This is a genomic window from Affinundibacterium danionis (genome assembly GCF_042432465.1).
In the GTDB taxonomy this organism is placed as follows: domain Bacteria; phylum Pseudomonadota; class Gammaproteobacteria; order Burkholderiales; family Burkholderiaceae_D; genus Undibacterium; species Undibacterium danionis.
The window spans coordinates 1-13,514 of record NZ_JBHLXJ010000014.1 but is presented as its reverse complement, the minus strand read 5'-3'; the positions used below and the strand labels follow the sequence as shown (position 1 = coordinate 13,514).

The window sequence follows — 13,514 nt, the reverse complement described above, 5'->3', positions numbered from 1 at the left end:
ATCAGCAACTTACGAAATCGGGATGCTGTAGAGCCTGTAAGAGATTCTGTGTATATGTCCACGGTCTATTAACTTCTTGCGAGGAATCTACCGATAGGTGCCACGGCCACCGCCAATACTATCAACACCGATGTCAAAGGCAAGCTCAGCATAGAAAGCCTACAAGACAGCAGCCAACAAAGCAGTAGCCAAACCAATGTTGGTGGCCGTGTCCAAGTTTCATTTTGCACCGCATGGGAAGCTTCAGGCAGCGTGTCACAAAACAAAGGCAGTGGTGCTAGCCAAGCAATCCAAGAACAATCGGGACTCATTGCAGGCGAGGGCGGCTAACATATCAAAGCCGACACAGTTGACCTCAAAGGTGGTGTAATTGCGAGCACCAACGCAAGTAAATCAGACCTAAGCAACAACGCCCTCACGTTCCAAAACATCGAGAACAAGATGGACTACCAAGCCAGCAGTGTCAGCATGGCAGGCGGTATTGGTGGCAGCAGTAGCAATGCCAACGGCAGCAGTGGCAGCGGCACTTCCATACCTCAATCACAAAACTTTAGTGATGCCAAAGGCGGTAACGTCACCCCAGGTCTACCAAGCCAAACCAAAGGCAGTGACCAAAGTACCACCTACGCCACCATAAGCGAAGGCAGCATCAGCATCGCAGGCAAAAGCACCACCGCCAAAGCATTAGTCATCAACACCGATGCGGCCAAAGCGAACCAACAAATCGCCACTACCCTCAACATCAAAGATATCTTAAAAGAGCAGCAAGCGATGAGTGCAGCAGCACGCACAGTGATCTCGACAAGTAAGCAAGTCGCAGGCGACATCGCCAACAATGCCGCCAAAACGCAAGACAAAGCGCAAAAGATTATTGATGACAAAACCAGCACACCAGAGCAAATAGTAGAGGCAAAAAAAGTCCAAGCAGAGGCTAAGCAAACACAATCAGACTGGAGCGCAGGTGGCATCTACAACCAAGCTTTAGGTGTAGTCACGGCCTTAACGGTAGATAAAACAGCAGGCCAAGGTGGGGCAGCCACCGCCAATGCGGTTGGTGCAGTAGTTGCCAAACAGATTGGTGATATAGCCAAGGCAAAAGACTGGGAAGAAGGCTCCCCAGAAAAAGTCATCTTGCATCGCTTAGCAGGATTAGTTCAAGCGAAACTAGGTGGCACCAGTGAGTTATCGGGATTGACAGCTGGGGCGACCAAAGAAGCATTAACTCCAGTGATGGAAAGTTTCCTCAAAAGCCAAGGCTACAGCTATGGCAGTGCAGAATTTAATGACATGATGAAACTAGGCTCCACCCTCATCGGTGCCACTGTAGGTGGCCTAGTCGGAAACGGCGCATTGGATATCAACTCTGGTGCGAATGTGACCTTGATTGCCGAGCAGAGCAACCGAAAATTACATCCGAACGATTACAAACTCGCGAAAGCGTTAGCAAGCAAAGGTATATTTAAAGAGGAAGAAATTCTCGATGCATTGCGATGGTCTGGCATTACCGACGGCAAGAAATTGTTAGTAGAAGCAGGTCATAAAGAAGCCTACGCCGTAGGAAGCGATGGCAGGGTTTTGAACATAACGAAAAATGAAGGATGGGTGTCAAGTTCGGAAATGGCAGGAGTGAGTTTAGAGCCGATTAAAGGTGAACAGCTAGTTTTAAAAGAAGTCCTGCCAACAGCACCAAGTGCGGAAATCATTGCCTTTATTAAAGCTAATACAGGAGATACAAGTAGTCCTTATGTACTCTTGCCTGCGATAACACCAAAACCGAGCATCACATCTAGCCTACCAGCGGTATCGGCAGGGCTCACTAGAGCGACAGTGATGGTCGATGGAGTGGCTTACTTCCCTTTAAAGGCAGAATGTCCACAAGGCTGCTTTGATTCAATTGCCCACGGCATTGACGACCCAGGAACACTCGCCTATGAAAGAGCTTTGGACGATAAATTGGCACGCGATGCGGTCATGTTTGGATTAGGCTTACTCGATCCAACAAAGATCGGTTTTGGATTGGGGCGAAGCGCAGCGGGAGTGGGTGTTGCAAAAGGCACCGTCGGCCGGACCGTTACAAGGGAGGTGGTAGAAGGCGCAATCATCGTCAAGACGGCCACAAATGACGCAATTGGAACGACAGGCTTAATCAACAGCACTAGAACAGCGACGTCGGTGGAGGTGGATGTTGCTTTGCGTGGCGTGGCGGGTAGTGGGCTACCTACTTCGTTGGTTAAAGGTGCTGATGCAGCAAAGCTAGCGAGTGACTCACCTAATATTACTGCTGGAAATGGTTCAACAGCTTTAATGGACGGACATAAAATATATGATCCAAATTTTAATCCATTAAGCGCAAATCCAAGCGCTACTTACCGATTGTCGGATCCGGCACATCGGCCAACGGGTGCGGATGTATATTTTGGTGAAAATGTATCTACTTCGTATTTTGAAGTGCGGTAGAACATAACTGGAAAATCGCTTTTTGTAGGTAGTGTTAGAGTTGATAATGTCTTGGATTTGACCGATCCAGCAATTGTTCGGAAAATGAACATTGATATGACTAGATTCACGCAGGTGGTGGTTGATGCGAACATAATTCAAAAGAATGCGGTATATCAATATACAAATAGCATTGCTAATCAGGCTTATGATCAGGGTTATTCTGGCGTTATATATCCAAGTAGCCGTAATTTAGGGACTACAAATAATAGGGCAGTAATTTTATTTGATGGACGATATGATTCCAGTAAAATTACGCCGATTATTAATGTGCCAATTAGGAAAAAATAGGATAAAACTTATGTCAAATCTGAAGTTGTGCTCGTCACGGGAAGTTGGTGTAAGAGCTTTCTCAATCAAGGGACATTAGGGGCGGGGATTAGCGTATTCAGTAACAACCATGCCAGAAAATGCACCTGTCGGAGGCCAATGCGCGTGTTGTAATACTGTGATTTGGACGAACAGTCGAGAAAATTCCATCCTAAATGCACCAATTCCGTTAGAAGCTCGAAATGGAGGTGAAATTTATAAGGAGTACTATCGTAATAACTTGAAGTTTTTTTTGAATTCTTTGCCTTCTTGTCCCAAGTGTCTTAATAAGCGATATGATTTATTCATAAATAATATTGTCGTATCAAGGTTTGAAAATGGAGATCAGTATGTTTTTGATCCCTCCATTTCAGCGGATAAATATACATATTGTTACCCTGATGTATGGTGGTACGAAGAAGGCCAAGCGTAACAAAAGTGCTGCCCTGTCCATTCGTTCACAACAGTTATTTTTCCTCTCATCCTGATATTTTTTATTAGTCTGAGGTCACCAATTAGCCCTCGGTAGTCAAGAAGTCGAACCAAATACTCGCAAATTACCGTGATAAAAATATTCCTGTAACGCCACCACACGTCTATCTCAAAATGCCATCGTGCCTTTTGCTTCAATGTATGGTTGCGTGAATCGCACCAGTCACGCATGTGGTTCTAGCGAAAATGATGTTGCTGTTTTCGCCCAAGTAGCGCCGCTAGTCCAGAAGCATCTCAGTACCGCTTTGTGTCCAAATGATGGGCTGATCTGTGGCTACCTTGTAGTTTCAAACCCTTGTGGTTCACCGAAGTTGTAACTGCGAGACGCCTCATTTTAAATAAACTATCGTGATGGAAACTGCAACGTGTCCAATCAAGCCCATTGGTTTGCAGTTCAATCCCAATAGCTGGCTCATGGAGTGGTAGTTTTCCTGCGCGTGCTAGTTCCTCTTATGAATCACGAGCGTTAGCTCTAGGCTACGGTGCTTCTCCAGTGTATGAATACGTCGTAATAAAGCCATTTTCAGTTATTTAAGGTGATATTACATCAGATTTTGGGCAGCCAGGTGGCGGAATGCAAATATTGCCAAATTTCGAACAGAGAGTAAATGTGCAGTGGCTGTTGGATAATAAATATATAAAAATTGTGGAAAAGAAAAAATGATGCCGTTAAATGAAATTCAAAGGAAAATATATAAAATGGGGCAGGACGCGGCAATTCATCCAAGTAGATTGATATTGCGTACTGGTTCATCTGGCGATGGTGTTCCTTATATAGATATTTCAAATGGAACTTATGACTATGTTATTGCCGAGAGGGGAGTTGAATTTAGTAGAAGAATAACAAATGATTTGGACGAGTTTTTATATTATTTTCTTGATGGTGTGATATCAATGCTTTCATTCGAATATGAATTTGCACATAGAAAAAATAGCGAGTATTTAATAAATGTTGCATTTGATAAAAAAGTCGAGTTGATGTCACTAATTAGTAAAAGCTGGGGGATACGTACTTATGAAGAAATAAAACACCTTTGAAATTAAACGAAGGGGAAACCCATTAGCTCCCGATAGTTAAGTAATCGAATTAAATACTGGCAAATTACCGTGATATCTGGTGCAAGTATTGACACTAACACGGTGATCGGTGCAGGCGCCTTCAACAACAAGGGCAATGGTGCGGGTACAACTGACACCATCACCGGCACCCAACTCTCCATTGGTGGTAGCACCACGTTAGCCACAGAAAAAGGCGACATCAAACTTATCGTCACAAACATCGCTAGCCAAGGCGATGTCAACATCAATGCCGCCAATTACCTCATATTGGTTTGTGCAGCCACGTCTTGAAGCAATCAGCTTGGCACAAGATTACTATATTCAAACGATGGGTTGTTATATATAACCACGGATCACTATAAAACGGTAACCCATATTGGTTCAAGACGAGACATTTGCATGGGACGATAGGTTTCCTTTCGTCTTTGATTAGTTGGTATCCCATCCAAGCGTGTAAAGCATCAATTCACTCCAAGTCCGCTGTATTTTCTAAAAAATAAATGTAGCGTTTCATCGTTGGCACAGCCAACCGCGCATGAGTAATATTTTGCTCAGCTTTTGCTGAGTGGAGGTTGTTTTTTATCTTAATATATTTTATTTAAGTAAATATTTATCTTGTATGACAGCCATTATCTGGGATACTTCGGCGTTTTGCTTTAATTGTCTTTTAATTAATCTCATCATTCAACGCGAATGCCGACCAGACTAAATTATGAAAAATAAATCGTTTTACTTAATCGCTACTTTTTTACTTGTTTTACTCACCGCTTGTGGCGGTAATCCTGAAGATCGCACATCTTCAGTTGCTGTGGTCCAGGCACCGCCCGCCGCTGCTGCGCCTGAGGATGGCACAGTGATTTTTACTGAGCCTCGAAAAAACTACACCTTGGTACACAGCCCATCTAGTGTTCTTGTCACACACAATACGACACAGGTCAGCTCCACACATCATGGTGCAAAACACCTTCGGTTTAGCGATGTCAGTGTTAATTTGATGGTTGCGCAGAGCGCGAAAACGATTGCCAGTAAAGACCTCAATTCCCTGATTGATTTGTACATCGCCTTCTTTAATCGCGTGCCAGATGCAGATGGATTGAATTACTGGATCGACAATTTAAAAGCGGGCGCGACCTTAGAGGACATTGGTGCTAATTTTTATCGTGTCGCTAAACAATATCCGGAGGTAACGGGTTACGATGAAAAAATGAATGATGAGGCATTTGTTCGTTTAATTTACAAGAATGTTTTAGGGCGGATTGGTAGCACTGCGCCACCAGATTCGCATGTCGCTTACTGGGTAAATGATTTGCAAAAAGGCTTAAGTAAAGAGAAGTTGGTGGCAGTAATGTCAGTGGCTGCGCGTGAGTATGCCAATGATAAAGAGTGGGGTTGGATGACTTCTTTACTCAATAATAAAGTCGCACTCGGCAAATATTTTGCAATCGAACAAGGCCTCACTTACCTCACTTATGAAGACTCAATTCGCAAGACGGTGACACTTACCGCAGCCGTAACGCCGACTGATTATCTCAAAGCAAAAAAACTTGTCGAGGTCAAAGACAGCGAATTTAATCTACAAACTAGTTCGAGCTCTGGCTTAGGTAAATTAATCGATTGTTTTAATCCTGCTGTGTTTGCCATCGGTAATACCATCCTTCGCGAAGATGTACAGACAAAGATAAATATAGACGTAAATAATAATCCGATTAAAAGTATTAGCACTACTATTGAAGAGGCTAAGGTTACCGGTCCTGTGAATTTTAAAGGAAATTCCGTGTTGGCTTTGGTGGGAACAAAAACTTACCGTGGCGATGGACTCTCAGATTCAGTGGACTCAACTACAGACTATCTTAGCGTAGAAAAAGATGGGTACGTTTCATATGGGCACACCTATAATACTCATGATTCGAAGAATCAAAACATCACTATTTTGAGTTATTCATTGCCCGCAGATAAACTTTCTTTCACGCTTGGGGTCAATGAAACGGTCTCGCAATCGTATATCTTCTACCAAGAAAACTTTTTAACGGGCGCAACTATTAGTCAAAATCAAAGTACTCAAGGAACGACTTTCCTTGGTATCGAAGAAATTACTGTTCCTGCAGGTAGTTTTTCAGCATGTAAGATTAAATACTCATCACCAAGTTGGATGGTAGGGCAACCTGATGTTACCACTTACGTGTGGTGGATCGCGTCGGGGCCGTATCGTGGTTTGAGGGTAAAAATCCTAGATAGTGAGCGCTGGATCATCGAGGCGAGCAGACTTGCAATTAACGGCAAATAGGGAAGTAGCGACTTCAAGTCATCGGTTGTACAAAGACATTGGTTCTGCCGCTTATTTGTAGACCGATTTGCTTAAGTAAGCACGGCAGGGCTATGTATTTAAATGTGACAAAAACCAGCAATCAAGATCATTGATTGCTGGTTTTTTTTCGTCGAACTTTGAGAATTTGTTATTTGATGTGGATAGTCATAATCTGACATTTGTCATATCAAAGTTGTGGCAAATTGTTCTATTTTAAATCATGCTTTTCTTTGAAAATACCTGCCATACGGTGAATAAGCTGTTTAAATGAATTGACTTGAATTTATACAACCACGGAGCAAACAACATGGCCAATATTTTGCTTGAAGTACAACAATTAACTAAATCATTTAGCTCGCGCAAAGTGGTCGATGAGGTGTCGTTCACGGTGCGCCACGGTCAAACGATAGGCTTGTTGGGACCTAATGGCGCGGGTAAATCAAGCACGGTTAATATGATCTGTGGCTTATTGCAAGCTGATAGCGGATACGTAAAATTATCTGGGCAGACAATCAGTGGTGGAAATAATCAAGCGAAAAGGAAGCTGGGACTAGTGCCACAGGATCTAGCTCTTTTTGAAGATTTATCGGCACGCGAAAATTTGAAAATTTTTGGTGCGCTTTACGGTTTATCTGGGCAGCAATTGCAAACACGTTGTGATGCCGTCTTAGAATTAGTAAGTCTTTCAGATCGTGCTAAAGATAAAGCGGCGACATTCTCTGGTGGAATGAAACGTCGTCTGAATATTGCTGCTGCATTGTTGCATGAACCAGACTTGTTAATTTTGGATGAACCTACAGTCGGGGTTGATCCACAAAGTAGAAATGCGATTTTTGATGCTTTAGAAATCTTGAAGTCGCAAGGTCGCTCTTTGATCTATACCAGTCACTATATGGAGGAAGTCGAGCGTCTAGCGGACCATATTGTGATTATCGATCATGGCAAAGTGATTGCCAACGAGAGTCCCACAGATCTATTTAAACGTTTGCCAGCGCATGCCGCTTTAGAGGTGCAACTGCCTCAAGCACTGACGGCGCAGCAAGTGCAAAATCTACGGCAGCAAGCGGGTGTCGTGAATGTAGAAAGCAAAGATCAGGATCTACAACTTTCGATAGCCTTGAGTGATGGTGCCTATGCCATCAATCTGCTCAATTATTTACAAAGAGAAGGCATACCGTTTTTGCATTTTGCGACTGCAAAGACGAATTTGGAAGATGTTTTCTTAAAGTTGACCGGGCGCACTTTGCGCGACTAGTTACCCGGATATGCAAGCTATATGAACAGCTTGCATCTCAATAAATTCTAAAACTACTTTAACAAAAATAGACACGGACGGTCCACGATGAATTCTTTGATTCCACTATTGGCTTTAATACGAAAAGATTTGATTTTATTTGTCAATGATAAGCGCGCCTTATTATTGACGCTGTTGATGCCGATAGTCCTTGCGGCATTTTTTGGTTATATATTCGGGGGCAGTGGCAAACAAGAAGCTGCCAAGATAGAGCTGGGCATAGTGCAACAAGATGAACATTTAATTACCAAAAATATCGTTGCGGGCTTACAGAAAGAGGCCGCTTTGAACGTCAAATTAATGCCGCTGGCGCAGGCACAAGAGCTCGTGCGCAAAGGTAAGTTGAGTGTCGCTGTGGTATTGCCAGCGGGATTTGGCGAGGCCGCAGGTGCCGCTTTATTTAATGCTAAAACTAAGCCAGAACTGACATTTTTGTTTGATCCTTCGCAAAATGCAATGTTGGCGATGGTAAAAGGTATGTTAACGCAGCAAGTGATGCAAAGTGTGAGTGCTGAAATGTTCTCGGGACAGGCTGGCGGACAATTGGTCGATCAAAGTTTGGCGCAATTGGCGCAAAAACAAAGCGAAGGAAAAGGGGAGGTGCAGGATAAGGCTTTAAGTGAATTTCTGAGTAGCTATAAAAAATTTCAAACTTCACAGACGGCTGATAGCCAACAATCCAACGTGACCGCAAAATCAGGTTTAAGCATGCCATTTACAACTCGTGAGCAAGCAATGGTGGCGAATGATGGATTGCAAGGGCAATACAATGCCTACGCTCATGCCTTTGCTGGGATGATCGTACAGTTCATATTATTTATGGCTGTTGATGCCGGTATTTCGGTGCTGTTGGCGCGCAAACAGGGAATTTGGAACCGCCTATTGTCTGCACCGATAGGATTGAATAGCTTAATTATTGCGCGAGCTCTATCGTGCGCCTTAATCGCTTTTTTTGTTACTGTGGTCATTTATGTTGTCGCGATCATGGTCTTTAAAGTGCAAATACTCGGCAGCTTGTTAGGCTTAGTGGCTGTGGCACTGAGTTTTGCACTTATGACCGCCAGCTTTGGCTTACTGATTGCAGCATTTGGTAAAACGCCTGAAGCTGCGCGTGGTATTTCTGTGTTTGCGACCTTAATCATGGTGATGTTAGGCGGCGCATGGGTGCCATCTTTCTTGTTTCCCCAATGGCTGCAAAGTATCACAATGTATATACCCACCAGATGGGCGGTGGACGGATTCGATGCCGTGACTTGGCGTGGTTTGGATTTTGCGGCGGCCTTGCCTAATGTGGGCGCTTTGATGGCTTTTACTACTATTTTTTCTGCGCTAGCGTTGTGGCGTTTTAATGCGAACAAAGAACAATAGTAAATGATGAAAAGTAGGAGTACGTTAACTTTTTCAATAAGCACGTATCCTTAAGTAACAGTAATCAGCTTCTTGTTTCAAATTCATACAAAATTGGCTAAGGCAATTCGATTGTTGCGGTATGAATTGAAAATATAATGGCGGCAGTATAATTTTCACCAGCTTCCGCCATTTCTATTCCCTGTAAAGTTCAAGAAAAATAATGATTACGCCACATTTCAAATTGAGTGCCGTTGCGCTTGCTATTAGTAGTCTGTTTGTAATTGAGAGCGCTCATGCGCAAGGTGAGACGACAACTACAAATAAAACGCAAGAAGAGCAAACTAAAAAAAACAAGGAAGAGGCGAAGAGTTCGGATGAAAAAGGAAAAACTTTAGATTCAACCAGAAAAACCAATGCGCAAAGAAATGCGACATTAAAAGCAGCGCCTGAGCAAAACGCACAAGCAGTTCAAAAAGTGACTGTGAATGGTAGCAAACAATCGGATGTTGATTTACGTCGAAATTCTATCGCTGGAAAAATTATTGTCGGTCGTGAAGAGTTAGATAGAGATGGTGATTCTAGCGTTGGTGAGATTTTGAAGCGTTTGCCTGGCGTGACGACAGGTGGACGCCCAGGCCGAGGTGGTGATATTCGTATGCGCGGCATGGGTGGCGGCTATACACAGATTTTATTAAATGGTGAACGTCCGCCACGTGGTTTTTCTATGGAGTCGCTGTCGCCAGATCAAGTGGAGCGCATTGAAGTCATGCGTGGCCCCGTAGCAGAATTTAGTACGCAAGCGATAGCGGGCACCATCAATATTATTTTGCGTGAAGAGTACCATCCTAAAGACGTGGATTTGAAATTGTCTCTAGGTATGGAGCAAGGTCGCGTCGCGCCAAATTTGTCGATTACCTATCCAGGTCAGATTGGCGAATTAAATTATGCCTTGAGTGGCTCTATTTTTAAAAATGGCCAGAAGGATTATGGCACTTCGCAAAGAATTGAACAGACCGACGATGGGGCTATTCGGTTGGTACAAGATCAGATTGATCAGACTAAACGTGAATCCAGCGGAATTCATTTCACACCGCGTTTTAGTTATAAATTCGAGAATGGTGACAACCTCACAGTACAACCCTTTTTGATGACATCACGTAGTCATTCGCGTACCAGTTCTACGATTACACAGACACCGGAAAACATCGATCCAGATACCTTGCTTGCACCCGTCGCATATGCTAATTCAAACGGAAATTCTGATTCCACTTTTTTCCGTTTTAATTCGAATTATCAACATCGATTCGAAGATACGGCAAAATTGACTTTGAAAATTGGCGGCGGCGTAGGACGCTCTAATAGCGATAGTTTGCGCACGCAATTTGCAAAAAATGGTGAACAATTGAATTTGATCACGGATGAAAATAATACGCGTGATAAGTCGTTCAGCACTGGCGGCAAATATACGACGCCTATCGGTGACAAGCAAAATCTAGCCGCAGGCTGGGATATTGAAAATAGCCAGCGCGAACAAAAGCGTGTTTCCTTAGATAATGGTAAGCCGCAATTTAGTGATTCTGGCGACAATCTCGATGCATCAACGCGCCGTCTTGCAGCCTGGGTGCAAAATGAGATTGATATTAATGCGCAATGGTCGGGCTATGCAGGCTTGCGTTGGGAAGGAATTAAAACGCATAGCAGTCGCTCTAACTATATCGTCGATAATTCAACCAGTGTGTTTAGTCCTATCGTCCATGCTGTGTATCGAATCCCCGATTTTGGCAAAGACCAGATTCGTATGGGCTTGACCAGCAGCTATCGCGCACCGGCTTTGAATGATGTTATTGCTGTGCCAGCGATTTCACCTTTAAACGGCCCAACTCGCCCTGATCGTACCGGTAATCCAAATCTAAAACCTGAGTTATCGCGTGGTATCGACATCGCTTATGAACACTATCTGAAAAGCGCGGGGATTATGAGTGTGAATCTGTTCATCAAGAATATTGATGACCTGATACGCCGACGTACCGAGCAAGTAATGGTCGGTGACAAGCTACGCTGGGTGAATTCACCCATTAATATTGGTCATGCCGTGGCAAAAGGCATAGAGCTGGAAGCAAAATTCCAAGCTCAAGAATTTTTTCCTGAAGGGCCGGCAATTGATATTCGTACCAATTACAGTCGCTTTTGGTCGAACGTCGATGATGTAAAAGGTCCAAATAATCGACTCGATCAGCAGCCAACGCAAACAGCGAACTTGGGCATGGATTATCGTATGAGTGGATTGCCTCTGAGTATGGGGGGCAATATTAACTGGACACCCGCTTATATTAATCAAACCAGTGATACACAAACCAGTAGTTATGGTATCAAACGTCAGCTAGACGTTTACACACTATGGAAATTATCACCGACTGCTAAAATTCGCCTGTCGGCTAGTAATTTGCAAGCTAATGATTCGGTCAATGGAAGTACAGTTTATGTAGGTGGTGTTCACTATTTACAAAGTAATCGTTCCAAAACTTATACCGTATTTAATTTGCGTTTGGAACTGAAAATTTGATCGTGAGCGCAGATAGAAATAACTAGCTGAATTAGTTGAATTAATTGAGTTAGTTACTAATCGCGTCATTTAAATCACGCACATTGTGCGTGATAATTTGTATTAAACCGGACTGCGCCGCTTGCTGCGGGTGGCGCATGATGCGATTATAAAAGTCATCGGATTGTGGCAACAATTCAAGTTGCACATGGGGAGCTTGCGCAACGCCTATACAGGCATTTCGGCCAGATTTTTTGACCATATACAAACCTTGATCGGCAAAATTGATGACTTGCGCCCAAGTGATCAAATGCGGCTGTTTGGGAATGAACGGAAAACTCGCGTATCCCACTGAGCAGGTGCGTGAAATCTCTAAGTCGTCCAATAATTTGAACGAGCAAGATGCCACAACTTGGCGTATCCGTTCTGCCACGATGCCAGCGTCTTTACGATTGCAACTGCGTGCGACGACCAGGAATTCTTCGCCACCCCAGCGTATCAAATAATCGGATTCGCGAAACACGCTTTGTAGGCGATCACGCATTTGTATCAACACCATATCACCACAGGCATGACCATAAGTGTCGTTGACGGATTTGAAGTGATCCAAGTCAACCATGAAAAAAACTAAATCTTCGTCATTGTTGATATGGCTATTGGCATGCTCAGCTTCAAGTTGATTTTCGTAAGCGCGGATGGCACGGGCAACGTCAGCCTCAATATTTTGTAGAAGAAAGCGACGGTTTCTCAAGCCTGTAAGCGGATCGGTAATGCTGACTTCTTCTAGTTGATTTTGTGTTTCGCGCAAAGCGTGTACGGTTGCTTCGAGTTGTTTATATGCAGATGCATTGTCTAATGCAATTGCACCATAAGCTGCCAGCGTGCGCAGTATGGATCGCTCACGTTCACCGTAGACGTGGGCACGGGTCGATTGTATGGACATCACACCTAGCAGGCGCTCGCCAACGATGAGTGGAGTGTAAAGCAGACTTAAGGTTTCCATGGTCCCTGGAATGATGAAGCGACCGGTTGCTCCAGGCTCTCTTTCTAGGACAATTTCCTGGCGCTCTCTTGCGCAACGGGCAAAGGACGAAATCGGATGATCGATGGCGGTAGCAAAACTGGAGATAGGTTTACCGTTTTCTATTCCGAATACGAACTGTAAGGTTTCACCATCAGGTGAGATCAAAGAAATACCAAAGCTGGTCGCATCTAATAATTCATCCACGTGGCGGTGCAAGGCTTTAAAGACTTCTTCCTCTTTTAAGTTAGCGGTAATCTCACGTCCGATTAATCCAAGGGTTTCCAAGGTGTTGCTAGATTCTTGTAAGCTAGCCGCACGCGCCGCTTCGGTTTTTGCGATTTGTCTGTGATATTCGGCGTCGGCGCGGTGGCGTTCATTGTCATGCTTTACCTGCATCGCCGTAGCGCGATTTTGCGCCTCTTGTAAACGACGATTTTCTTTGGCTTTGGCAGACAATTTTGCGTAATGAAATGCTGATTCAAAATCTGATAATTGCGCATAGCTATCAGCGATATCATCTAACGAGTAAGGTTAGATCGTGACGCGAAGCGGCCACGATCTGAACCGTTTGTTGGACGAGCCCGATTTATTTGCGTGTGTTTGGGGATGGCTTATGCAAATAGCTTTTGCCTGTTCGCACTGT

At 43.9% G+C, this 13,514-nt stretch carries 10 protein-coding genes; 9 read left to right on the top strand and 1 reads right to left on the bottom strand.

The genetic code is table 11. The features are described 5' to 3' along the window. The first annotated feature begins 93 nt into the window (after positions 1 to 93). The 9 genes from ACFFJH_RS12815 to ACFFJH_RS12775 all read left to right on the top strand — a co-directional run bounded on the left by ACFFJH_RS12815 (position 94) and on the right by ACFFJH_RS12775 (position 11,868). A complete protein-coding gene (locus ACFFJH_RS12815) occupies positions 94 to 330 on the top strand; it encodes a hemagglutinin repeat-containing protein (RefSeq protein WP_390213324.1) in 237 nt (78 codons plus the stop codon). A 111-nt stretch (positions 331 to 441) separates the two neighbouring features. Then, the gene (locus ACFFJH_RS12810; protein WP_390213211.1) at positions 442 to 2,457 is read left to right on the top strand and encodes a hypothetical protein; all 2,016 of its coding nucleotides are present in this window, start codon (positions 442 to 444) and stop codon (positions 2,455 to 2,457) included. Positions 2,458 to 2,508: 51 nt separating this feature from the next. After that, positions 2,509 to 2,787: an RES family NAD+ phosphorylase gene (locus ACFFJH_RS12805; RefSeq protein ID WP_390213210.1), complete on the top strand. Its 279-nt coding sequence runs from the start codon at positions 2,509 to 2,511 to the stop codon at positions 2,785 to 2,787. A gap of 1,170 nt (positions 2,788 to 3,957) precedes the next feature. Further along, on the top strand, positions 3,958 to 4,335 hold the full coding sequence (locus ACFFJH_RS12800) for an Imm63 family immunity protein (RefSeq protein ID WP_390213209.1): 378 nt from the start codon (positions 3,958 to 3,960) through the stop codon (positions 4,333 to 4,335). A 69-nt stretch (positions 4,336 to 4,404) separates the two neighbouring features. Further along, entirely contained in the window at positions 4,405 to 4,647 is a 243-nt protein-coding gene (locus tag ACFFJH_RS12795; protein WP_390213208.1) for a hypothetical protein, read from the top strand. A 421-nt stretch (positions 4,648 to 5,068) separates the two neighbouring features. Beyond that, positions 5,069 to 6,640 (top strand): DUF4214 domain-containing protein, encoded by a 1,572-nt coding sequence (locus ACFFJH_RS12790; RefSeq protein WP_390213207.1) that lies wholly within the window; start codon positions 5,069 to 5,071, stop codon positions 6,638 to 6,640. Between the two features lie 328 nt (positions 6,641 to 6,968). Further along, positions 6,969 to 7,916 (top strand): ABC transporter ATP-binding protein, encoded by a 948-nt coding sequence (locus ACFFJH_RS12785; protein WP_390213206.1) that lies wholly within the window; start codon positions 6,969 to 6,971, stop codon positions 7,914 to 7,916. Positions 7,917 to 8,003: 87 nt separating this feature from the next. Continuing rightward, the gene (locus ACFFJH_RS12780; protein WP_390213205.1) at positions 8,004 to 9,323 is read left to right on the top strand and encodes an ABC transporter permease; all 1,320 of its coding nucleotides are present in this window, start codon (positions 8,004 to 8,006) and stop codon (positions 9,321 to 9,323) included. A gap of 202 nt (positions 9,324 to 9,525) precedes the next feature. Further along, positions 9,526 to 11,868 (top strand): TonB-dependent receptor plug domain-containing protein, encoded by a 2,343-nt coding sequence (locus ACFFJH_RS12775; protein ID WP_390213203.1) that lies wholly within the window; start codon positions 9,526 to 9,528, stop codon positions 11,866 to 11,868. A gap of 49 nt (positions 11,869 to 11,917) precedes the next feature. On the opposite strand, the gene ACFFJH_RS12770 is transcribed toward ACFFJH_RS12775, so the two are convergent. Continuing rightward, complete coding sequence (locus tag ACFFJH_RS12770) at positions 11,918 to 13,327, bottom strand: sensor domain-containing diguanylate cyclase (RefSeq protein ID WP_390213201.1); 1,410 nt, start codon at positions 13,325 to 13,327, stop codon at positions 11,918 to 11,920. Between the last annotated feature and the right edge of the window lie 187 nt (positions 13,328 to 13,514).